Source organism: Dyella choica, from assembly GCF_003977665.1.
In the GTDB taxonomy this organism is placed as follows: Bacteria; Pseudomonadota; Gammaproteobacteria; order Xanthomonadales; family Rhodanobacteraceae; genus Dyella_B; species Dyella_B choica.
This window is the reverse complement of record NZ_RYYV01000008.1, coordinates 63,558-84,245: the sequence shown is the minus strand read 5'-3', so window position 1 is coordinate 84,245 and position 20,688 is coordinate 63,558. Positions and strand designations below refer to the sequence as shown.

General features: G+C 63.2%; 21 protein-coding genes. 12 read left to right on the top strand and 9 right to left on the bottom strand.

Going from position 1 to position 20,688, the window contains the following annotated elements:
* Positions 1 to 282: 282 nt before the first annotated feature.
* The 5 genes from EKH80_RS12405 to EKH80_RS12385 all read left to right on the top strand — a co-directional run bounded on the left by EKH80_RS12405 (position 283) and on the right by EKH80_RS12385 (position 4,516).
* Positions 283 to 837, top strand: a complete 555-nt coding sequence (locus tag EKH80_RS12405) for a hypothetical protein (RefSeq protein WP_126685076.1) — start codon at positions 283 to 285, stop codon at positions 835 to 837.
* Positions 838 to 842: 5 nt separating this feature from the next.
* Positions 843 to 1,040, top strand: a complete 198-nt coding sequence (locus EKH80_RS12400) for a helix-turn-helix transcriptional regulator (RefSeq protein WP_126685075.1) — start codon at positions 843 to 845, stop codon at positions 1,038 to 1,040.
* 256 nt (positions 1,041 to 1,296) lie between these two features.
* Entirely contained in the window at positions 1,297 to 2,613 is a 1,317-nt protein-coding gene (locus tag EKH80_RS12395; RefSeq protein ID WP_329955482.1) for an alpha/beta hydrolase, read from the top strand.
* Positions 2,610 to 3,344 carry an ABC transporter ATP-binding protein gene (locus EKH80_RS12390; RefSeq protein ID WP_126685073.1) on the top strand — a complete coding sequence of 245 codons (735 nt, stop codon included), beginning with the start codon at positions 2,610 to 2,612 and terminating at the stop codon, positions 3,342 to 3,344. The genes EKH80_RS12395 and EKH80_RS12390 overlap by 4 nt, the downstream gene beginning before the upstream one ends.
* Positions 3,341 to 4,516 (top strand): ABC transporter permease, encoded by a 1,176-nt coding sequence (locus tag EKH80_RS12385; protein ID WP_126685072.1) that lies wholly within the window; start codon positions 3,341 to 3,343, stop codon positions 4,514 to 4,516. Before EKH80_RS12390 ends, EKH80_RS12385 begins: the two co-directional genes overlap by 4 nt.
* A 30-nt stretch (positions 4,517 to 4,546) precedes the next feature.
* Here EKH80_RS12385 and EKH80_RS12380 read toward each other — a convergent pair whose 3' ends face one another.
* Complete coding sequence (locus EKH80_RS12380; protein WP_126685071.1) at positions 4,547 to 5,413, bottom strand: alpha/beta fold hydrolase; 867 nt, start codon at positions 5,411 to 5,413, stop codon at positions 4,547 to 4,549.
* Positions 5,410 to 6,465, bottom strand: a complete 1,056-nt coding sequence (hemH, locus tag EKH80_RS12375; RefSeq protein WP_126685070.1) for a ferrochelatase — start codon at positions 6,463 to 6,465, stop codon at positions 5,410 to 5,412. The genes EKH80_RS12380 and hemH overlap by 4 nt, the downstream gene beginning before the upstream one ends.
* A 124-nt stretch (positions 6,466 to 6,589) precedes the next feature.
* Between hemH and EKH80_RS12370 the strand changes: the two genes are divergently transcribed.
* The 6 genes from EKH80_RS12370 (at position 6,590) to EKH80_RS12345 (ending at position 11,176) form a co-directional block, all read left to right on the top strand.
* Entirely contained in the window at positions 6,590 to 7,279 is a 690-nt protein-coding gene (locus tag EKH80_RS12370) for a lipid-binding SYLF domain-containing protein (protein WP_230473656.1), read from the top strand.
* A gap of 88 nt (positions 7,280 to 7,367) precedes the next feature.
* On the top strand, positions 7,368 to 7,613 hold the full coding sequence (gene tatA, locus EKH80_RS12365) for a Sec-independent protein translocase subunit TatA (protein WP_126685069.1): 246 nt from the start codon (positions 7,368 to 7,370) through the stop codon (positions 7,611 to 7,613).
* A 17-nt stretch (positions 7,614 to 7,630) separates the two neighbouring features.
* Positions 7,631 to 7,990, top strand: a complete 360-nt coding sequence (gene tatB, locus EKH80_RS12360) for a Sec-independent protein translocase protein TatB (protein ID WP_126685068.1) — start codon at positions 7,631 to 7,633, stop codon at positions 7,988 to 7,990.
* Positions 7,980 to 8,738, top strand: coding sequence for a twin-arginine translocase subunit TatC (tatC, locus tag EKH80_RS12355; RefSeq protein WP_126685067.1), 759 nt, complete (start codon positions 7,980 to 7,982; stop codon positions 8,736 to 8,738). The genes tatB and tatC overlap by 11 nt, the downstream gene beginning before the upstream one ends.
* Positions 8,735 to 9,943, top strand: a complete 1,209-nt coding sequence (locus tag EKH80_RS12350) for a class I SAM-dependent methyltransferase (protein WP_126685066.1) — start codon at positions 8,735 to 8,737, stop codon at positions 9,941 to 9,943. The genes tatC and EKH80_RS12350 overlap by 4 nt, the downstream gene beginning before the upstream one ends.
* A gap of 24 nt (positions 9,944 to 9,967) precedes the next feature.
* On the top strand, positions 9,968 to 11,176 hold the full coding sequence (locus tag EKH80_RS12345; RefSeq protein ID WP_126685065.1) for an MptA/MptB family glycosyltransferase: 1,209 nt from the start codon (positions 9,968 to 9,970) through the stop codon (positions 11,174 to 11,176).
* An 81-nt stretch (positions 11,177 to 11,257) separates the two neighbouring features.
* Here the strand turns inward: EKH80_RS12345 and EKH80_RS12340 are convergent, their stop codons facing one another.
* The 3 genes from EKH80_RS12340 to EKH80_RS12330 form a co-directional block, all read right to left on the bottom strand.
* Positions 11,258 to 12,475 carry a multifunctional CCA addition/repair protein gene (locus EKH80_RS12340; protein ID WP_126685064.1) on the bottom strand — a complete coding sequence of 406 codons (1,218 nt, stop codon included), beginning with the start codon at positions 12,473 to 12,475 and terminating at the stop codon, positions 11,258 to 11,260.
* A 360-nt stretch (positions 12,476 to 12,835) separates the two neighbouring features.
* Positions 12,836 to 13,786 carry a complex I NDUFA9 subunit family protein gene (locus EKH80_RS12335; protein ID WP_126685063.1) on the bottom strand — a complete coding sequence of 317 codons (951 nt, stop codon included), beginning with the start codon at positions 13,784 to 13,786 and terminating at the stop codon, positions 12,836 to 12,838.
* 155 nt (positions 13,787 to 13,941) lie between these two features.
* Positions 13,942 to 16,023 carry a transglycosylase SLT domain-containing protein gene (locus tag EKH80_RS12330; protein WP_196240387.1) on the bottom strand — a complete coding sequence of 694 codons (2,082 nt, stop codon included), beginning with the start codon at positions 16,021 to 16,023 and terminating at the stop codon, positions 13,942 to 13,944.
* Between the two features lie 233 nt (positions 16,024 to 16,256).
* Here EKH80_RS12330 and EKH80_RS12325 point away from each other — a divergent pair, with 233 nt between their 5' ends.
* Positions 16,257 to 17,861 carry a glycoside hydrolase family 17 protein gene (locus tag EKH80_RS12325; RefSeq protein WP_126685062.1) on the top strand — a complete coding sequence of 535 codons (1,605 nt, stop codon included), beginning with the start codon at positions 16,257 to 16,259 and terminating at the stop codon, positions 17,859 to 17,861.
* Here EKH80_RS12325 and EKH80_RS12320 read toward each other — a convergent pair.
* The 4 genes from EKH80_RS12320 to EKH80_RS12305 all read right to left on the bottom strand — a co-directional run bounded on the left by EKH80_RS12320 (position 17,793) and on the right by EKH80_RS12305 (position 20,687).
* A complete protein-coding gene (locus EKH80_RS12320) occupies positions 17,793 to 18,182 on the bottom strand; it encodes a hypothetical protein (protein WP_126685061.1) in 390 nt (129 codons plus the stop codon). The two genes, EKH80_RS12325 and EKH80_RS12320, sit on opposite strands and share 69 nt — an antisense overlap.
* Complete coding sequence (locus EKH80_RS12315; RefSeq protein WP_126685060.1) at positions 18,179 to 18,961, bottom strand: endonuclease/exonuclease/phosphatase family protein; 783 nt, start codon at positions 18,959 to 18,961, stop codon at positions 18,179 to 18,181. Before EKH80_RS12315 ends, EKH80_RS12320 begins: the two co-directional genes overlap by 4 nt.
* Positions 18,962 to 19,054: 93 nt before the next feature.
* On the bottom strand, positions 19,055 to 19,711 hold the full coding sequence (locus EKH80_RS12310) for a thiol:disulfide interchange protein DsbA/DsbL (RefSeq protein WP_126685059.1): 657 nt from the start codon (positions 19,709 to 19,711) through the stop codon (positions 19,055 to 19,057).
* Between the two features lie 82 nt (positions 19,712 to 19,793).
* On the bottom strand, positions 19,794 to 20,687 hold the full coding sequence (locus tag EKH80_RS12305) for a thiol:disulfide interchange protein DsbA/DsbL (protein ID WP_126685058.1): 894 nt from the start codon (positions 20,685 to 20,687) through the stop codon (positions 19,794 to 19,796).
* Position 20,688: the final 1 nt, after the last annotated feature.

Genomic DNA, 20,688 nt, shown 5'->3' with positions numbered 1-20,688 from the left:
GCGGGGTCCCGTCAAAATGTGACGTGCAACGTCAGTGCATCGCGCGAGTCACATGCTCAAGCCGCCATCTTGTAAAGCATGCTTGACACAAAGCCACGGGCTGCGTAGTCTTTATGTCAAGCACGCTTTACATCACCGGGGAGTAACGATGAGCCAGCGGAGCAAGACCCGTGCCGACCACAAGGCCGTCTTGCACGACCGGCCGTTCTCCTGGGCAGCTTGAGGGTTCAGGCCATGCCGCGCTTTTCAATGAAGCAATACCAGTTGCGGGTAGTGGTCGCGATGGCGATCTATACCGCTTTCATGTTGCTCGTCTGGCCGCTGGTGGCCAAAACAGCCAGCTTGCCGCTCAAGGTTCTGCTGACCATGGCGCCGATTGCGCCGGTGCTCTATGTCATCGCCCAAATGGCGCGGCTCATCCGCAACAGCGATGAGTTCGAACGCCATACCCATTTGGTTGCGCTAAGCACGGCGACAGCGGTGGTGAGCGCGCTGACCTTCGTTGCGGGTTTTCTGGCCACCGCCGGCGTGGTGAAGCTGGATGGATCAAGCCTGCTGCTGGTGTATCCAGCGGTGGTGTTCTGCTACGGCCTGGTCCGCTGGAGGCTGATGCGCAGTTATGGAGGAAGCATGCAGTGCGAAGAAGAACTCAGCATCAAGCCGTTCATGCTGCTCGTATTGTTTGGTGTCGTTCTGATTCTTGCTGCCGCGTTGCTTAAGGGGCATACGGGTGAACGCCAGTTGGGATTCGTGTATGGAACAGGCGGGGGATTCGTCGTCGGAGGCCTCGTGTTCATTGCCATGCATGCGTATAAGCGCAAATACCGTCGTGAATAAGTCGCATGAACAACTCTGTGCGTGACTTGCGCAGCGAGCGCGGCTGGTCGCAAGCCGAACTTGCGCAAAAACTGGATGTGTCGCGGCAAACCGTCAACGCTATCGAGACCGGAAAATACGATCCGAGCCTGCCGTTGGCGTTCAAGATCGCACGCCTGTTCGGCATGCCGATCGAAATGATTTTTGTGCCTGGGGAGGAGTGAAGGAGCCATGGCCTTGAAGGCAAGAACCGTTTTGCGCGTGACCGCTGTGGTGATCGTGTTGGGCGTTCTGGCGTACCAACATTGGCATGGTGCTGAGAAGTCGGGCACCACAAATGCGGATGTGGCACCCGTCCAAGCCAAGCAACCGTCCCAGCCCGTGCGTCCTTGGCGGCGTGGATCACTTACATTTACGCCGTGCGAACTGGCGCGCCCCGGTAGCGGTGCGCGAGCGCAGGCGTGGTGCACCAGGTTTGAAGTGCCGGAAAATCGTGATGATCCGCATGGTCGGCGCATCGGTCTGAAGCTCGCGATCGTGCGCAGCGACGCGCAAGTGCCAGAGCCGGACGTGGTGACGCTGCTCGCAGGCGGTCCCGGCGAAGCGGCAACCGAGGCTTGGGTGCTGGAGGCGCCCGCGTTTGCCGAAGTGCGCAAGCATCACGACTTGCTGTTGCTGGATCAGCGCGGCACCGGTGGCTCTAATCCGTTGAGCTGCAAGACTGCGGAGCAAGCGTCCGACCAGAATGCGCTGACGCTCGACCTCGACAAGATCCGCAAGGACGTCGCCGCGTGCTTGAACGAAGTAAAGCAAAAGGCCGATCCGCGCTACTACACCACCACCATCGCCGTGCAGGATCTGGAAGATGTGCGCAGGGCGCTGGGGTCGCCCCCGTTGGACCTGGTCGGCGTGTCGTACGGCACACGCATGGCGCAGCATTTTCTCAAGCATTATCCCGGTAGCGTGCGCAGTGTCGTGCTCGATTCGGTCGTGCCGAACCAGGCGGTGCTGGGCGAGGACTTCGCCACCGACCTCGACGACGCGCTGAAGAAGAATTTTGCCAGCTGCATGGCAGCGGCCGCCTGCAAGCAGCGTTTCGGCGATTCAATGCAGACGTTGTATCAGCTGCGCGATGCCTTGCGAGCGAATCCGCACAAGGTCAGCTTTCGCGATCCGGAAACCTACCAGACCGTGGAGCGCCCCTTGAGCGAGTTTGCGCTCGCCAGCGTGGTGCGCATGTTCGCGTACGAGCCGGAAACGGCGGCGCTGCTGCCGCTGTCGATCAACGCCGCGGCGCATGGCGACGTTGGCCCCTTGCTGGGGCAGGCCAAGATCCTCAGCGGCGATCTCAGCGGGGACATGAACAACGGCATGTCCATGAGCGTGATCTGTAGCGAGGATGCCGACTTGCTTGCGCCGCGTCCGCAAGACCAGAACACCATCCTGGGCAATCATCTGATCGATGCGATCAAGGCGCAATGCGAGATCTGGCCGCATGGCGCGCGCCCGGACGATTTCCACGCGGCGCTGAAGAGCAACAAGCCGACCCTGATGCTTTCCGGCGAACTGGACCCGGTCACGCCGCCACGCTATGGCAAGCTAATCCTGCCCGGTTTGTCGAATGCGCGGCAACTGGTCTTCATGGGGCAGGGACATTCCCTGCTTGGCCGCGGCTGCATGCCGCAATTGCTCGGCAGGTTCATTGACCAACCCGATCCCAAGGCGCTCGACGCCAGCTGCCTGGACAAGCTGGGGGGGACGCCGGCGTTCATCGATTTCAACGGAGCTTCGCCATGATCGAAGTGAGGGATCTGCACAAGCATTTCGCAGAAGTGAAAGCTGTGGACGGCGTGAGCTTTACGGCCCGCGATGGTGAAATCACCGGGCTTCTGGGTCCCAACGGCGCCGGCAAAACCACCACGTTGCGCATGCTGTACACGCTGATGCAGCCGGACCAAGGACAGGTGCTGGTCGACGGCATCGATGTGGCGAAAGACGCCCTCGCAGTCCGTCGCAAGCTCGGCGTGCTGCCCGATGCTCGTGGTCTGTACAAGCGGCTTACCGCACGCGAGAACATCGACTACTTTGCCAGGCTGCAAGGCATGGATGAATCACTCATCCGGTTGCGCTGCAAGCAGTTGATCACTGCGCTGGACATGGCGGACATCGCGGACCGCCGCACCGAGGGCTATTCGCAAGGGCAGCGGGTCAAGACGGCGATTGCCCGGGCGCTGGTGCACGATCCCAGGAATGTGATCCTGGATGAGCCCACCAACGGCCTCGATGTGATGGCGACGCGCAGCATGCGCCGGTTCATGCGGCAGCTGAAGGAAGAGGGTCGCTGCGTGCTGTTTTCCAGCCACATCATGCAAGAGGTGGCGGCGCTGTGCGATCGCATCGTGGTGATCGCGCATGGCCGCGTAGTGGCCGATGCAACACCCGACGCATTGCGTGCACAGACCGGTGAGACCAATCTGGAGGATGCCTTCGTGAAGATCATCGGCAGCGAAGAGGGGCTGGCGGCATGAAAACCACGCTGACGGTGTTTCTCAAGGAAGTGAAGGAAAACCTGCGTGACCGGCGCACCATGATGAGCGCCTTGATCCTGGGGCCGCTGCTAGGCCCGGTCATTTTCATCATGATCATGAACGTGGTACTCACGCGTGAGTTGAACAAGGCCGATCATCCCGTCAAGGTGCCGGTGATCGGCGCGCAATATGCGCCGAACCTGATGGATGCGCTCAAGCAGCAGGGCTTGCTGCCGCAACCGGCCATCGCCGATCCGGAAAGCGCGGTCCGCAACCGCGACGCCGATGTCGTCGTGCGCATTCCGCAAGGATTTGGCGAGGCCTGGCGCAAGGGCCAGGCCTCGCAGGTGGAGCTGATCTACGATTCCTCGCAGAGCGACACCGCTAGTACGGTTGGGCGCGTGAAGGGCATGCTGGAAAACTACAGCCGGCGCCAGGGCGTAATGCGGCTGGTGGCGCGCGGCCTTGCACCCGCCATGATGGCGCCCGTGGCGGTTGACGAGCGAGACCAGTCCACGCCGCAGTCGCGTGCCGGACTGATGTTCGGGATGCTGCCGTATTTCTTCGTGCTCACGGTATTCATGGGCGGCATGTACCTGGCGATCGATCTCACCGCCGGCGAGCGAGAACGGCAGTCGCTGGAGCCGCTGTTCGCCAATCCGGTGCCGCGCTGGAAGATCTTGCTGGGCAAGCTGGCTGCGACCTGCCTGTTCTCCCTGGTCAGCCTGCTGATTTGCGTCGTCGCATTCGGCTTCTGCGGCAAACTGATTCCCATCGAACGGCTAGGCATGCGCATGGACCTGGGCATTTCGTTCGCCGCGCAGGTGCTGTTGATGATGTTGCCGCTGGTGATGCTGCTGGCGTGCCTGCAGACGCTGGTATCGGCCTTCGCGAAGAGCTATCGGGAGGCGCAGACGTACCAGTCGGTGCTGATGATCGTGCCGATCTTTCCGTCGGTGCTGTTGAGCGTGACGCCGATGAAGATTGCGGATTGGATGTTCTACGTGCCGTTGCTTGGGCAGCAGGTCGGCATCATGCAATTGTTGCGCGGCGAGCAGGTTACGGCTGTGCAACTGTCCAGTTGCGTTGTAACGGGACTGGTGGTGGCGCTGTTGGCGATGGCGCTGACGGCTTGGGTGTATCGGTCTGAGCGGTTGGCGATTTCAGCCTGAGGCTTCGTGGGCAGGGATAATCATCCCTGCCTACAAGGTGCTGAGCAGCCATGCAGCTACCACGTCAGGATGCTCCAGATGCAAATGATGCCCCCCGTCCAGGTGAGTCACGGCGATATTCGGTACCTGCCGGGCACGCGCTTGCATCATTGCGCTGGGCAAATAGGGCGTGACTGGTCTTGAGAGCAGCAATGAGGTAGGTGCCTCGATGCCCGCAAGCAGCGCACGAATCTGCTCTTCGGCGAGCCGCAGCGCGCTGGGGCGCGTAAGACGCGGATCGCTGCGCCAGCGGTAGCCGCCCGCGATCCCGGCAAGTCCACGCTCCACGATCGGCCGAGCAAGGTCCGCGCGCAGGCCGCTGGCCAGCGTGCGTGTGCTGACTGCCTGGTTCACGTTCGCGAACACCCGCAGCGACTTGCCGCTTGACGCAGGTGCGGCATAAGCATCGCGAAAGCGCCGCAAGGTATGCGTGCCGTCATCGCCGAGCGGACCCAGTCCTTCGATCAGGAACAGGTGTTCAAGGCGCTGCGGAACGGCCGCAGCGGCAAGCGAGGCGATGCCTGCGCCTAGCGAATGGCCGAGCAGGGTATAGCGCTCCAGCCCCAGCGCATCCGCGGCGCTGAGCACCGCGCTTACATAGTCGACGAAGTGATAGCTGATGCCGGCGGGAAGATGGCCGGAATGCCCGTGTCCAGGCAGCTCCAGCGCGATGACGCGAAAGCGCCTGGCTAGTTTCGGCGCGAGCAGGGCGAAGCTGCCGGCGTTGTCCAGCCAGCCGTGCAAAGCCAACAGCGGAGGGGCGCCGGCGTCGCCCCAGATCAAGGCCGTAAGCGAAAGATGCTGCGACAAAACGATGCGCTGCTCGACCGGCGCAGCTTCGGCAGTGTGCTCGTTCATGCCGCTGCGCCGGAGGTGAATTCCGGCCATCCGTGGGCATGCCGCTGGATCAGCGCAGCCAGGTTGGCGACCTGCGCATCGCTGTCATTGAGGGCTGGAATGTAGCGTAGTGCTTCGCCTCCAGCGCCGGTGAAGAATTCGGCGTTCTGCATGGCGATTTCTTCCAGCGTTTCCAGGCAGTCCACCGCGAAGCCGGGGCAGGCGATGTCCAGCCGCCGGACGCCTTCAGCGGCGAAGCGACGCACGGTCTCATCCGTATACGGCTGCAGCCATGGCTCACGGCCTACGCGTGACTGGAAGCTCATGCTCAGTTGCGAGGCATCCAGCCCCAATCGCTCGCGCAGCAAACGCCCCGTAGCCTGGCATTGATGCAGATAGGGGTCGCCGGCTGCCACGTAGCGCTGCGGAATGCCATGAAACGACAGCAACAGCCGGTCCCCGCGGCCGTGCTCGGCCCACCAGCGTTCGATCGATTGTGCCAGTGCATCGATATGCCCGGCATCGTCGTAGTAGCCATTGATGATGCGCAGTTCCGGTGGCCAACGCAGTTGCCTGAAGGTATCGGCCACTGCGTCGATCACCGAGCCGGTGGAGGTGCCCGAGTATTGGGGATACAGCGGGAGTACCAGCAATCGGCGCACGCCTGCGCGCTGCATCTGTTGGATCTGTTCGCGTACCGAAGGCTTGCCGTAACGCATGGCCAGGCCAACGCGTACGGGTCCCGGTGCGCTCCGGCTCAGCCTGGCCTGGAGGGCGGCGGCGAGTTTTTCCGAACCCACCCGCAGCGGCGAACCCTCAGGCGTCCAAACCCGCGCATAGGCATGCGCCGAACGGGCCGGCCGGTGGCGCAGGATGACGCCGTGCAGGATCAACCACCACAGCCAGCGCGGATACTCGATGACGCGCGGATCGCCCAGGAATTCGGCCAGGTAGGAGCGTAGCGCCGGCGCCGTAGGTGCGTCCGGTGTGCCCAGGTTCACAAGCAGTACGCCAGCCTGAGCGGGTTGGTCGTAGGATTGGCCGGCAAGGCCGGTATAGTGATGGGCTGGCATGGCGGCGCAGGCGGCAGGTGAGCAAGGCAAGTCTGCCATAAGCGGCCACGAGCTTTTTGCGCAAGACGGCTATGCTTGCCGCCGTTTGCGAACGTGATCGAGTCATCCAAATCGGGAGCCATCCATGATCAAAGCACTGCGTCGCCTTTCGTTCGTCGCCCTTGCACTGCTGCTGCCTGTCGCTGCCGTGCATGCCGAAGACGACACTCCGGAGCAGCGCGCCCAGAGTGCCGTGCGGGTGCTCAACGAGATCGAACAGGCGCCGGACAAGTCCATTCCCACCGATCTGCTGCGCGACGCGCGGGCGATCGCCGTCATTCCCGACGTGCTCAAGGTCGGATTTGTTTTCGGAGGCCGCCGCGGCGAGGGCCTGGTATCGGTCAAGAATCCGGACGGTACCTGGTCCAACCCTAGCTTCATCTCCTTCGGAGGCGGCAGCGTGGGCTTCCAGATCGGCGTGTCCAAGACCGACGTGATCCTGGTGTTCCGCACCCAGCGCGGTGTGGATTCCATCGTCAACGGCAAGTTCACTGTAGGTGCGGATGCTTCGGCCGCGGCCGGCCCGGTTGGGCGCACGGCCTCGGCCGCGACTGACCAGCAGTTGAAGGCGGAGATCTATTCCTATTCCCGCGCCCGTGGCCTGTTCGCCGGGGTGGCGCTGGATGGTTCGGTGATCAAGATCGACTACGATGCCAACCAACAGGCTTACGGCAAGGGAGTTACGCCGCGGCGTATCTTCGAGGGCGGGGTCAGCAATGTCCCGGCGGCGGTCGTGCACTTCCGTGACGCCCTGGAGGAGTACACTGCACGTTGAGGTCGCGCAGGGCGCGCTTTTCACTTGACGGAACGCCGGCGCCTGTACTCCCGCAGGCGCGATGGCAGGCTCCGCAACGAGGTTACTCATGGGTTTGGACAGCATTTGGCACTGGGCGATCCTGCTCGTCATCATCCTGCTGGTGTTCGGGACCGGCAAACTGACGCGGGTCGGCTCCGACCTCGGCAACGCCGTGCGCGGCTTCAAGAAGGCCATGCAAGGCGACGAGGACGAAGAAAAGCGCAAGGCGCAGGAAAAGCTGCAGGCCGATCCGGCGCCCGGCGCCGGCAACACGGCCAGCCAGCAGCAGCGCGATTCCAGCGAATCGAAATAAGCGCATAGGAACGCCATATGATCGAGATCAGCCTCGGCAAGCTGGTGTTGCTGGCGCTGATCGCGCTGATCGTGCTCGGCCCGGAAAAACTCCCCCATGCCGCGCGCACGGCAGGCGCGCTGATGCGCCGCTTGCGCCAGGGCTGGGACAGCGTGCGCGCCGAGGTGGAGCGCGAGCTGGAAATCGAGGAACTCAAGCGCACCGCGCGCGAAGCCGCGGCCCGCGCGGAAAGCCTGCAGGCCGATATGAACAGGGCCGCACGCGAGACACGCGAACAGGTGACAAGCACGGCCACTGAGGTGCGCGACAGCATCACCGACACGGGCAAGGATTTCGCATCCGCTCAAGCGTCGAAGGAAACACCCCATGGCGGCTGAGCCTGAAATGGAATCGCAGGAAGGCTTGTTTTCGCACTTGCTGGAGCTGCGCACCCGGCTGATCAAGGCCATTCTTGCGCTGGCCGTGGTGCTGGCGGCGCTGGTGCCGTTCGCCAACCGCCTGTACGCCTGGCTCGCCGCACCGCTGGTCTCGCGCCTGCCCGAAGGTGCCCACCTGATCGCCACGGAAGTCGCTAGTCCCTTCATCACCCCGCTGAAGCTCACGTTCTACGCGGCGCTGTTCATCAGCATGCCAGTGATCCTGTATCAGCTGTGGGCGTTCGTAAGCCCCGGCCTTTACAAGCATGAGAAGCGCTTGGCGCGGCCATTGCTGGTATCGGCGCTGGTGCTGTTCTACATCGGTTGCGCGTTCGCCTATTTCCTGGTGCTGCCGGCTGCGTTCCGCTTCCTCACGGCGGTCACGCCGCAGGGCGTGGAGATGATGACGGACATCACGCATTACCTCGATTTCGTCATGTTGATGTTCTTCGCCTTCGGCCTGTGTTTCGAAGTGCCGGTGGCGGTAGTGGTGCTGGCGGCGGTGGGTATCGTAGATCTGGACAAGCTGCGCAAGGGACGACGCTACGCTGTCGTCGGCGCCTTCGCCATCGCAGCGGTGGTTACACCGCCGGACATTACTTCGATGATCATGCTGGCCATTCCAATGTGCCTGCTCTACGAAGTCGGTCTGCTCGCCGTGCGCTGGCTGCTGAAGCCCAACGCAGTCGACGCAGCTTCCCATTCATGACGAGGTCATCCCAATCTTCGCGCCTGCCTGAGCCCGCGGCCGAGGAACTTGCGCATTCCGAGCGCCTGCTGCAGCACCTGCGCGAAACCATCGCTGCGCACGGACCGATACCGTTTTCGCAATACATGGAGCGCTGCCTGTATGCGCCGGGTCTGGGCTACTACAGTGCCGGCAAGACCAAGTTCGGCAAGGCCGGTGACTTCGTCACCGCGCCGGAATTGGGTGAGCTGTTTGCGCGCTGCGTAGTCCAAGCTGTGCAGCCGGTACTGGCCATGCTGGGTAGCGAGGCGAATTTCCTCGAACTCGGCGGGGGCAGCGGCTCATTTGCCGAAGCGGCGCTGCTGGCACTGGCCGGGAACGACGTACTGCCGCGCAGTTACCTAATCCTTGAACCCAGCGCCGATTTGCGCGAGCGGCAACGCGAGCGACTCACGGCGGCGTTGCCGGCGGACATCATGGCGCGCGTGGCGTGGATTGACCGTCCGCCCGAGCAAGCTTGGCGTGGCGTCTTGTTCGCCAATGAAGTGATCGACGCCTTGCCGACCACGCGCTTCGTGCTGCGCCATGGCGAGGTTTACGAAGAATACGTCGCGCTCGATGGCGAGGCGCGCCTCATGCGCGTGGATCGCCCCGCCGATGCCCTGGTTGCCGGTGCCGTGCGACACGTCGAACGCGACCTCGGCAGAAGCTTCGAAGACGGCTACCGCTCGGAGATTCTCCCGCAGCTGCCGTACTGGATGCAGGCCATTGCCGGTTCGCTTGAGGCTGGCCTGATGCTGTTCATCGACTACGGCTACGTGCGGCGGGAATATTATTTACCGGAACGGCAAGACGGTACCTTGATGGCGCACTATCGTCACCGTGCGCACAACGATCCGCTTTACCTGCCAGGGCTCAACGACCTTACCGCCTCCGTCGACTTCACCGCCCTGGCCGAAGCGGGCAACAGCGCCGGCTTCGGCGTGGCGGCCTATCTGCCGCAGGCCCACTTCCTGATTGCCGCCGGTTTGCAAGCCGTCTTCGAACATGCCTACGAGCAAGCCGCGGACGAGCTTACGCGCCACCGTCTCGCCCAGCAGGTGAAGAAACTCACCTTGCCCGACCAGATGGGTGAGCGCTTCCAGGCAATGCTGCTGGCGCGTGGACTGCCGGCGTTGCCGCTGCCTGCGGAATTGCTGGCGGCCGATCTAGGTGGGCGTCTTTAAGCGAAAACAAAATGCAGGATGCTGATGAACTCTGTTGACATCGCAATGGCTTCGGCTCAGCGCTCTCCACTCCAGCGCATGGCCGATGCCGTTCCCAAGTGCCTCAAGCGCGCCTTGATGCCGTTTGTGCTGTCCCGGCTGGTCGTGATCCTCATCCTTGCCGTTGCTCCAATGATTGCCCAGGTGCCGGTGGAGCGCTGGGGCAAGGACGACAGCGTCGCGATCAAACTGTCCGGCCAAGCCATCGCCGATGGGCTCCGCCGCGTGGCCATCGGAAACGATAGTGGCTGGTATTACTCTATCGCCCATGACGGGTACGAACGACGCCTGTTCGATACATCCAAGCAGGCGAATTGGGCGTTCTTCCCGTTGCACCCTATTTTGTGGAAAACGGCGGCGGCGCTGACGGGTGAATGGGTATGGTCCGGCATACTGTTGTCCAACCTGCTTTGGCTTGCTGGATTGAGCTTCCTTTGGCTCCTTACGCTTCGTCTCGCGCACTCGCAGAGGCTGGCCGATCAAGCCACGCTATTTGCGGCTTTCTGGCCGACTAGCTATTTCACCATGTTGCCCCACACCGAAGCGCTCTTCTTCGCGCTCGTGACGGCCTCGTTTCTCGCTGCGTTGGCGCAGCGCTGGTGGTTTGCCGGGCTCTTAGGGCTGTGCGCCGGCGCCACCCGTTTGAACGGGTTGTTTCTTGCTCCCGCGCTGTTCATGCGATGGCTCAAGGGGGACCGCCAAGTGGCTGACCTGCTGAAACTGATGCTGGCCGCGGGAGGCCTGGCGGCGTTCGCGGCCTACCTATGGCGGATCACAGGCAATCCGTTGGCGTTCAAGGACATCCAGGTTGCATGGGGGCGCGACTGGCATGCGCCTTGGAGCGCGTTGCTCGACTACATCAACCGCCCTCACAAGATCATTACGCCGTGGAATCCGAGAATGCTCCATTTTGGGATCACGCTGCTGGCCATCTGCAGCTCGGTGACTTGCTGGCGGCACGGCTGGCGCGGGCTGACGGTCTTCACGCTGCTGACGCTCTTGGCGCCGTTGTGTACCGGCACGCTGGTCTCAATGACCCGTTACGCGGGGGTGGCGCCGGGGATCTATCTGGCGCTGGCCCTGTGGAGCGAAAGGTGGCCACGATTCGGCCAGGTTTGGATGGCCATGTCGGCCATGTCCCTAGCGCTCCTGGTGACACTATTCGCGCTCGGCATCAATGTGGGGGGAGCATAGAGGTGACCTTGACTCCCCAATCTGATGGCCCTGATGACGTGAAGGCGTCTTCTGTCATTGCGGTTGGTTCTGCCACAGGGTTTATCTCAATTCGTTGATGGCCTGCACACGCGCCTTTTCCATCGCAGCGCCGATGGCGGGCCCTGTTAACCCTTGCGACACGAATGGCGTAGAGGTGATCGACTCGGCAGCATCGCGTGCAAGGCGTAGCCAGTCCGCCTGCGGGTAATCGTCCTGTTCATGGCCGAGCCTGCCGCGCTTGTCGGCCAGGCAAGCGGTCAGAAAAATTTGCAGGCGTTCGGGGCGGCGCAGGGCATCGAGCGCCGTGAGCAGTTTCAGTACGGTAGCGGCCTTCAATTCGAATGCGCGATGCGCATTGAGGTGCTCACGACAGACCAGTTCGGCGAGTTCCGCGTATTCGGTGGGGACTTTGATGCGCGCGGCGAGCGCGCGCAGGGGTTCTACACCGCGATGCTCGTGGCCGACATGGCGTGGCAGTTCGTCTTGCGGAGTGAGCGCCTTGCCAAGGTCGTGGGTGAGGGCGCAGAAGCCTACCAAGTCGTTGCCGGGGGCGAGCCTGGCGGCGGCATCCAGGACCATTTCCAGGTGGATGCCGGTATCGATCTCGGGATGGAATTCGGCGCGTTGGGGCACGCCGTACAGGGCGTCGATTTCCGGAAACACCACGGCCAGCGCGCCGGATTCGCGCAGCACGCGCAGGAAGGCCGAAGGCTGTGCTTCGCTCAGCGCCTTGCGCGTTTCCGCCCATACGCGTTCGGGCACCAGATGGTCGACTTCGCCATCGCGCACCATCTGTTGCAGCAAGGCCATAGTTTCGTTGGCGACCGTGAAGCCAAGCGGTGCAAAGCGCGCGGCGAAACGGGCTACGCGCAGCAGGCGCACCGGGTCTTCGATGAAGGCCGGCGAGACGTGCCGCAGTAGGCGCTGTTCGATATCGCGTTCACCGCCATAAGGATCGACCAGCCGGCCTTCCTCATCTTGCGCAATGGCGTTGATGGTGAGGTCACGTCGTACGAGATCCTGTTCCAGCGTCACGCTGGGATCGGCGTGAATGGCGAAGCCGTGATAGCCGTGTCCCGTTTTGCGCTCGGTGCGAGCGAGGGCGTATTCCTCGCTCGTTTGCGGATGCAGAAACACCGGAAAATCCTTGCCGACTGGCTTGTAGCCCAGCGCCAGCATGTCTTGCGGACTCGCACCCACCACCACGTGGTCGTGGTCGGTCACGGGGCGTCCTAGCAGTTTGTCGCGGACTGCGCCGCCGACCAGATAAGTTCGCATGCCTTATTGTGCCATGGCCTTCTCTAAGGACCCTCTGATCTATTCCTACGTACCCGTCACCGCCCTGTATGCGCGCCTCGCTTCGCCCCGGCGGCGCACGCGGGGAAGGCACAGGGACGTGCCTGGTTTGAGGAGCGAGGAAGGCAGGGAGTATGTCTAGACGGCGGGGCGAAGCGAGGCGCGCATACAGTGCCGCCCGAAAGCGTGCGGCCCCAACCTTTTTGAATTTTAATGACGGGGTGACGTCCAGAAGGCCCACAGGCCGTGCCCCGCGGCTGCCAGTCTGCCCTGTGCCGCGCGACACGCCCTGCGAGCCTTCTGGACGTCATGCCGGGCAGGTAGGAATAGATCAGAGGGTCCTTAAGCTCTGCGATGTCGGAAGTTCTGGCGCGACAAGTCCAGGCGGTGCTGTCGAGGTGTGCCCAGGATGATGCGCGGGAGCCATGCGGTGAACAGCTGCGGCACGATGCCCAGGGCGGCATAGCCATCCGCGCTGCCGACCGAATCGGTACCCAAAGAGAGGAAGTTGTCGAACGAGAAAGGTTTGCCTGGGAGCATGCCGGCGATCTGCGCCTGCCATCGGCCAAGGCTGTCGGGCAGCGGCAGGATGGAGGTGCGTAAGCCGGCGGCATCGCGAATGGCGCGCACGATCTCGCCCAAGGTGAGCACTTGCGGCCCGTACAATTCAAAGCTGCGGCGCGTGGCGAGGTTGTCATCGGCTACACAGCGTGCGATGGCTTCGACAACATCGCCCACATAGGTGGGAGCCATCCGCGACGTGGCACGCGCCAGCGGCAGCACGGGCATCTTGCGCAGTAGATTGGTGAAGCGTGTAACCAGGCCGTCGCCGGGTCCGAAGATCACGCTGGGTTCGTAGATCGTCCAATTCAGCGACGACACCTTGACCAATGTTTCCGCTTCGCCGCGTGTCTTGAGATATTGCGACTGTCCCGCGCCGGCATTCAGCGAGCTCATCTGATGCAGTCGCTGCACGCCGGCTGCCTTGCAGATCCCGACCAGGCGTCGCGCCATCTCCACATGCGCACGTTGAAAGGTATGGCGGCCGCTGTTGTTGAGGATGCCGATGAGGTTGATCACGCTATCCGCGCCGCCGCAATGGCGACGCAACACGGCATCGTCGTAGACGTCCGCGCTGCGGATGACTATGTCGGGCAGCACGGTCAGCTCACGATGCTGTTCCCGATTGCGGGAGAGCAGGATCAGGCGATGCCCATCGGCGGCAAGACGAGGCGCCAGATAGCTTCCAACGAACCCGGTTCCACCGAGGACGACGATGCGTTGCGGGGTCATGGCAAAGTCCTCCTGCCGCTTGGGAGGGAAGCAACCCTGCGTGAATTTTACTCTTTTCGCATGGTAACCCAGTGAACACGACACGATAGGACGGGATGGAATCCCAGCATCGCCATCGACACGAACGCTGGGATTTCATCCCAGCCTACGCAGGCTCAGCGCAACTTGGCTCTGGCCGGTGCAGCGGTTGGCGTAGCTGCCGTCGCCGGCACCGCCGCTGACGAAGTCGCCGTCGCTACAGTGGGCGCTGGGCAAGTCAACGATTTGTGCTCCTCAGGCGGGTCCAGCCGGCTATACGGCTGCCCGATCGGCAGCATGCGGGTGGAGATGGGTGCGGCCTTGCCGTGCAGGCGCCAGTCGTAGATGACGCTGTAGTACATCACGCGCGCCACGTATTCACGGGTTTCCTTGAAGGGAATGGTAGCCACGAACAGATCGGGCGGCAGCATGCTGCGTGCCGTGACCCACTGGTCCACACGCGCCGCACCGGCGTTGTACGCAGCGCTGGCCAGCCACAGCGAGCCGTTGAAACGTCCAGCCATCTGCGCTAGGTAACGCGTGCCCAGTTCGATGTTGGTGGCAGGGTCATACAGGCTGTCACCGCCGTTCCAGGGCAGGCCGTTGCGGCGCGCTACGGTAGCGGCGGTGCTAGGCAGTAACTGCATCAGGCCGCGCGCGTCGGCGCCGGATTGCGCGTCGCTCATCCATGCGCTTTCCACGCGCAGAATGCCGTAGGCCCAGGACGGGTCGATGCCGGCCTGTTGCGCCTGCGGCACCAGGCCATCCTGGCTGGCGAGCGGAAAACGCAGCGCGTAATAGCCCAGCGCGTCGCCATTGTTGAACGCGAACACCGCGCGGTCGTACCAGCCGCGCTCATTGGCAAGGATGACCGCCTGGCGGACGGTCGGGGCATCGGCATTGGCCAGCGCCAGATTCCACTCGCGACGCGCCTGCTTAGGGTTGCCGATCGCGAACAGTTCGAAGGCGCGGCGGATGCCGGGGATTGCCAGCACGGCCTGTCGAGTTAGCGGATCGGCGGCAGGCTGGGTGTTGCACAGCGCATACGAGGCGCTCTGATGGTCGGCGGCCAGGTAGCCAAAGTAGCTGGATTGTCCGGCAACGCTGGCATACACGCGCTGCGCCTCCTCCGCGCGGCCCAGTTCGCCCAAGGCGCGTGCACGGAAGTACTGCCACTCATCGTCCTGCTGCTGGGTGGGCCCCATGGCGGCAATCCCATCCAGCACGGCCTGCCAGTTCTTTGCCGCCAGCGCCATGCGGACGCGCCATTCGCGGCTGGTCGGCGTTTGCGCGGAGGGCGGCAGCTCGATCAGGCGCGCGAGCGCATTGCTGTCGAAATCGGCGGCGTGGAATACGGCGAGCGCATTCAACACTCGATCGCGCTGCGCGGGAGTGAAATGGAAGCGACCCTGCAGCTGCTGCCAGGCGTCGTCAGCCGTGCCGGATTGGCGCCGCGCCAGGCGCGCCAGTGCCAGGGTGACGGCTTGGCGGGAGCGCGTGTTGTCGGGCCACTGCTTGGCGGCGAGCAGGGCCGCCGCGGGATCGTTGAGCGCCTGCGCCAGGTTCTGCGCCGTGCCGGCCTCTTCAGGCGGCAGCCATTTCGACGAAGCGGAGATCGTGGCGGCCTTGCCGGCCTCTACGGCCATGTCGATGCGCGACCAGACGCGCGCGGGTGTCAGCAGCCCCTGTTCGAAGGCCGCCTGCAGCACCGGATCGCAGGCCGAAGGCAATGCGGGCTCAGCCCATAGCGCAGCCAGGTCGCGATTGAAATCCAGCTTGGCGCCCCCGGCGAGCTGCGCTTGCAAGGCGTTGCAGCTCAGCGCGTCGCCAAGGCCCGGCTGGTACATCGCGACGAAATCGGTCCAGTCCTGGCGACGCGCCAGCTCCTGCAGGAAATCGCGCTTGAGGTCGCTGGCCGGAATCAGGTCGGGAAACTGGCGCAGGTAGGTTTCCACGGTGGGGCGATCCACCTGTTGCAGGTCGTGCTCCAGCGAAGCCGCCTGCAGATAGGGATAGAGCGGATAGTTAGTGAGCCCCCTGGCCTGCTCTCGCCAGCCATCGCCGCCGCGGCTGGCGGCGGCATAAGCCTGCTTGAACGCAGCACGTTGCGCTTCCAATGAAGCGTTTTCCGTTTGTGCGAAGGCAACACCGGCCAGCATCCCACTGGCCAGAACAGTCAACAGATAGTGGCCGATACGCGATACAGCTAGCGGGGCCATGGGCACTCCACTCCTTCGGGTGAACCGGAGAAAGTGTAAAGGGATGAGTTTTTGCGGGTATGAACGGAGCTTCACCTGCGGGAACATGCAGCGTTTTGCATCCAGCGACCCTCGCTTCGAGTCGAGTGCAAAGCAGCCCATCCTGACTCGCGGCCCCGTTCTGTTCTCTGTTCGCCGTTCCCTGTTCCCCTTTATCCTTCGACGTCCTGCCACCTCACGCGCCCAAGGCCCGCATGCCGCCCAAGCCAAAAAATGTCGCCCACTACGGCCTTGCCTGGCTGGCGCTGATCCTGGCCACGCTGGCCGGCCTGGCCTGGTGGTGGCAGATCGGCAGGCTGATCGCCTTGCCGGATGCTCCGTCGGCGCGTATCGCCTGCGTGTCTTATGCGCCATTTCGCAAGCCAGGCGAGACACCTTTCGATACGCAATTCGTGATGACGCCCGAACGTATCGATGAAGACCTGCGCGCCCTGTCGCAACGCTTCGACTGCGTGCGTACTTATTCGCAAGGCAATGGACTGGCCGCGGTGCCGGCGATTGCTGCGCGTTATCACATGCAGGTGCTGATGGGTATCTGGCTGGGCGGGGTGGCGAAGACCAATGAACGGGAGATCGAGCAGGGTATCGCCACAGCCAAGGCGAATCCTGGCGTGATCCGCGGCGTCGTGGTCGGCAACGAAGTGCTGCTGCGCGGCGAACTGTCGCCCAAGCGCCTTACCGAATTCATCCAGCGCGTGCGATCGGCGGTACCTGCGGCGATTCCGGTGACCTATGCCGACGTGTGGGAAAACTGGTTGCGCTATCCGCAAATGGGCAGTGCGGTGGATTTCGTCACCATCCACATCCTGCCGTACTGGGAAGACAATCCGGTGGCTGCCGTCGATGCCGTGCATCACGTCGAAGAAGTGTATCAACGCATGCAGCGCATGTTCCCCGGCAAGCAGGTGATGATCGGCGAAACCGGCTGGCCCAGCGCTGGACGCCTGCGCCGTTCGGCCGAGCCCAGCCTGGTGGATGAGGCGTTCTATCTGCGGTCCTTCCTGCGCTACGCCGCCGAAGTGCGCATGCCCTACAACGTCATTGAGGCCTTCGACCAGCCGTGGAAGCGTGCGCTTGAAGGCACCGTAGGCGGCTACTGGGGCATTTTCGATTCCGACGCAAAGCCGAAATTTCCGATGCTCGGCCCGGTGAGGGAGGAGCCGCACTGGTGGTTGGGCTGGTTGGCGGGCATGTCGGGCAGCATTGCCTTTGCTTGCATAGGTGGACGGCGCCGCAGCTGGCAAGGCTTGCGGGGCTGGATTGCTCTTGCGCTGATGGGCTTTGCTGCAGGGACTGCCGTGGCCTGGCAATTGCGACAAATGCTGTTTGCTTGCGAAGGGTGGTGGGAATGGCTGCTTTCATCCGTGTGTCTGGCCGGTGCTTGGGTGATCGCGGCAGCCCTGGCGCGGCGCATTGCAGCACATTTGGCGGATCGTCATGACCACACCGAACCCTCTCCCTGGTGGCGTTATGCTGCGTTGTTCGCGCTGGTGCTGTACGACATCCTGCTCGCGTTCAACGGCCGCTACATGGATTTTCCGATGGGCTTGTTCGCGCTGCCATGCGTTGCCTATGGCTTGTTCGGCCTGCTGACGCACGAGTTTTCCATGCCGTCGGCCGAACAGCGGTTCATGGCGTGCGTGGCGCCTGTGCTGGCAATCGTTCCGGTGGTGCAGGAGGCTGGCGTGAGCAAGGTCACGTGGCTATGGCTGGGCTTGAACCTGGCGATCTCAGTGCCGGTGTGGGTCGCCTGGCGTTGCCATCGCTTGCAGGCGTACCAGACGCAGGCTGCCGACTAGCAGCGCGATCGCACCGGGGATGTAGCAGTACAGCGTCAGTGCAAAAACACCAAGCGCGGCCGCGAGGCATGCCAGCCATGGCTTGCTCCGGATCAGCGCCAGCGCGGCCGCGATGATCGCGGCGATGCCGTAGCCATAGGTATTGAAGCCGATCACGATCGCCTCGCGTGCGCCGCACCACGCCGGTCCCTTGCCGTCGTCACACAGATGCGCCAATTCGGGCGGCTGGATGAAGCCGTAGCGCAACCATACCGCCGTTAGGCCGGCCGCAACGAGCAGGAACCAGGGGAGGGCGATGGGAAAGAAACGTCGTGCGGTCATTTATGCGCTTTGCGTGGAGCGGAGGGAAGCTGGATTTCAGCGGCCAGCGCCAGATGATCGGAGAACGCTTGCGGCAACGTCCACATCTTGTCGATCCGGATGTGCGACGACACCAGGATGTGATCGAGCGCGCGCCGTGGTTTCCAGCTGGGAAAGGTAGGTACGGCGTGTTCCGGTGCTTGCAGGCTCGAGTGGGCGAACAGATGGCGCATTTCAGGACTGCGCGAATCGGTGTTGAGATCGCCCATCAGCACCGCATGCGGGTGGTCCTGCAACACCTCGGCAATGAAGGCCAGTTGTCTCGCACGCGCCTGCGCACTCAGTGAGAGATGCGCAATCACCACCGCCAACCCATGGGCTTCGTCGCCAAAGCGTGCCAACAAGGCACCTCGCCCGGGAATGCGGCTGGGCAGGGGATAGTCGACCACCACCTCTGGTTCCAGTCTGCAAATCAGGCCATTGGCGGTGTGCGAAAGCTGCGCGACTGGCCGGTTGGGCTGATGGCTCCAGAACGGCATGCGAGAGGTTTCGGCAAGATAGCGGGTCTGGTTGAGGAAGCCGGAGCGCAGGCTACCGGCGTCCGCTTCCTGCAGGCCGATCACGTCGAACTGCGGCAGCAGTTCCGCCAGACGATCGAGGTTGTCCAGCTTGCTGCGCGCAGGCAGTACGGCGTTGATGCCACGAGTGACGTACTGGTGGTAACGCTGCACACTGGCGCCCGCCAGGATATTGCAGCTGAGGAGGCGCAGCCGTTGATGCTTGCCGGGGGCGCGTGTCATGGCACGATGCCGGGATGCTCGGGGAAAGGACCGGGGCATCCTAAAGGTTCCCGATGCGGTTATTGTGAAAACCGCATCGTAGCCTATGGCGGCTTACTGGTGCCCGGCGTTCAGTTCCCGCTGCACCAGCCACTTGGTGAGAGCCGCCAGTTCCTGGAAGCTCTTGACATTGGCGCTGCGGTACTTGCCGTCGACCACGATGGTAGGCGTGCCGTCCACGCCCCAGGTCTGGATCAGCGCGAGATCCCGCTTGATCTGCGCATCTACTTCCGGCGCCTTGGCATCACTCAGGAATTTGTCGCGGTTGGCGCCGTGCCGTGCGTAGAAATCCGCAATCTCGTCCATCGAATTGATCGGATACTGGTCCTTGAATTTCGCCTTGAAAAACTCATCGTGCGTCTGTTCGAGCAGACCCAGCTTCTTCGACGCATAGTAGGCGCGCGCAAACGGCACCCAGCTATCGTTGAACGGTGCCGGCACCAGCTTCAATTCCACGCCCTTGGGCAGCGATTTGCGCAGTTCGTCGACGTAAGGGGAGAACTCGGCGCAGTGGATGCAGCCGTAGGAGAACACTTCCACCACCTCGACCTTTCCGCTGCTGCTGTAGCGCTGATTCGGCGCCGGCAGGGTGACGTACTGGTCGCCGTCGGTATACGGGGCGGCGGCATCGGGAGCCGCCGCGCTGCAGGCCGTGGTCAGCAGCAGGCCGCAGAACAGGGTGGCGAGACGCAATCGGGTGGTCTTGAACATGGTTCTTCCTAATGACGAAACTCGTCGGACATCGGGATCCAACAAAAAGCGCCCGGCGAACCGGGCGCTGCGCATGCTTGGCTTACTTGCCCGCCGCTTCCTTGGCGACGAGCCATTTGGTCAGCTCGATGGACTGGGCGTAGCCACCGGCGTCCCCCGGCGTGAAACGGTATTTGCCATTGACGATGATGGTGGGGGTGCCTTCCACACCATAAGCTTTCACCATGTCATCGGCCCGCTTCATCTGCGTATTGATGCTGAAGGAATTGGCCACCGCTACGAATTGCTTCGGATCGACGCCGTACTTGCCGTAGAACTTCGCCACGTCATCGATGGTCGGCCAGGCGGACTGCGGCTTGGGGCGGCCGGTGGCGAGATCGTCGGAGGCCAGCTCGCCGCTTTTCCACGCAGCGTCGAACATCGCATCGTGCGCCTTTTCGGCCACGCCCAGCGCCTTGGCGGCGTAGTAGGCGCGCTGGAACAGCGGGAAGTTTTCATCCGGGCGGAACGAAACCGGCAGATAGCTCATCACTGCATTCGACGGCAGGCTCTGCTCAAGCTGATCGGCCGAGGTGTGGTAGGCGTTGCAGGCCGGGCAGGCATAGGAGAACGCTTCGGTTACCACGATCTTGTCCGGAATGCCGGTGGGCTGTTGCGGCTCGATCGGGAAGTAGTTCTTGCCTTCCACCCATTTGCCGTTGTCCACGAAGGGTTCGGCCGGCGCAGAGGGTTTGCGCGGTGCGGTTGCCGTGGAAGCTGCGGCGGGCGTGGCTGCGCTGCTGGCAGGTGCGGCCGTGGAGGCGGCAGCCTGCGCCTGTGCGGTGCTGGCAGGGGCAGGCTGCGCGGCCGAGACTGGGGCGGCTGGCGCGGAGGTCTGGGCCGGTGCGGGCTGCGGCGCCGTCGAATCGGAGCCGTTGTGGCTACAGGCGGCAAGCGCGATCAACGCTGCGCAGAGGAAGGGCAAACGCTTCAGCATG

Excerpts from the sequence above, each read along its gene's own strand:
- hemH (WP_126685070.1), bottom strand. The coding sequence starts at position 6,465 with ATGCCAGCCCATCACTATACCGGCCTTGCCGGCCAATCCTACGACCAA.
- EKH80_RS12405 (WP_126685076.1), top strand. The coding sequence starts at position 283 with ATGGCGATCTATACCGCTTTCATGTTGCTCGTCTGGCCGCTGGTGGCC.
- tatC (WP_126685067.1), top strand. The coding sequence starts at position 7,980 with ATGGCGGCTGAGCCTGAAATGGAATCGCAGGAAGGCTTGTTTTCGCAC.
- EKH80_RS12335 (WP_126685063.1), bottom strand. The coding sequence starts at position 13,786 with ATGACCCCGCAACGCATCGTCGTCCTCGGTGGAACCGGGTTCGTTGGA.
- EKH80_RS12305 (WP_126685058.1), bottom strand. The coding sequence starts at position 20,687 with ATGCTGAAGCGTTTGCCCTTCCTCTGCGCAGCGTTGATCGCGCTTGCC.
- EKH80_RS12325 (WP_126685062.1), top strand. The coding sequence starts at position 16,257 with ATGCCGCCCAAGCCAAAAAATGTCGCCCACTACGGCCTTGCCTGGCTG.
- EKH80_RS12320 (WP_126685061.1), bottom strand. The coding sequence starts at position 18,182 with ATGACCGCACGACGTTTCTTTCCCATCGCCCTCCCCTGGTTCCTGCTC.
- EKH80_RS12385 (WP_126685072.1), top strand. The coding sequence starts at position 3,341 with ATGAAAACCACGCTGACGGTGTTTCTCAAGGAAGTGAAGGAAAACCTG.
- EKH80_RS12310 (WP_126685059.1), bottom strand. The coding sequence starts at position 19,711 with ATGTTCAAGACCACCCGATTGCGTCTCGCCACCCTGTTCTGCGGCCTG.
- EKH80_RS12315 (WP_126685060.1), bottom strand. The coding sequence starts at position 18,961 with ATGACACGCGCCCCCGGCAAGCATCAACGGCTGCGCCTCCTCAGCTGC.
- EKH80_RS12390 (WP_126685073.1), top strand. The coding sequence starts at position 2,610 with ATGATCGAAGTGAGGGATCTGCACAAGCATTTCGCAGAAGTGAAAGCT.
- tatB (WP_126685068.1), top strand. The coding sequence starts at position 7,631 with ATGATCGAGATCAGCCTCGGCAAGCTGGTGTTGCTGGCGCTGATCGCG.
- EKH80_RS12350 (WP_126685066.1), top strand. The coding sequence starts at position 8,735 with ATGACGAGGTCATCCCAATCTTCGCGCCTGCCTGAGCCCGCGGCCGAG.
- tatA (WP_126685069.1), top strand. The coding sequence starts at position 7,368 with ATGGGTTTGGACAGCATTTGGCACTGGGCGATCCTGCTCGTCATCATC.
- EKH80_RS12380 (WP_126685071.1), bottom strand. The coding sequence starts at position 5,413 with ATGAACGAGCACACTGCCGAAGCTGCGCCGGTCGAGCAGCGCATCGTT.
- EKH80_RS12400 (WP_126685075.1), top strand. The coding sequence starts at position 843 with ATGAACAACTCTGTGCGTGACTTGCGCAGCGAGCGCGGCTGGTCGCAA.
- EKH80_RS12330 (WP_196240387.1), bottom strand. The coding sequence starts at position 16,023 with ATGGCCCCGCTAGCTGTATCGCGTATCGGCCACTATCTGTTGACTGTT.
- EKH80_RS12340 (WP_126685064.1), bottom strand. The coding sequence starts at position 12,475 with ATGCGAACTTATCTGGTCGGCGGCGCAGTCCGCGACAAACTGCTAGGA.
- EKH80_RS12370 (WP_230473656.1), top strand. The coding sequence starts at position 6,590 with ATGATCAAAGCACTGCGTCGCCTTTCGTTCGTCGCCCTTGCACTGCTG.
- EKH80_RS12345 (WP_126685065.1), top strand. The coding sequence starts at position 9,968 with ATGAACTCTGTTGACATCGCAATGGCTTCGGCTCAGCGCTCTCCACTC.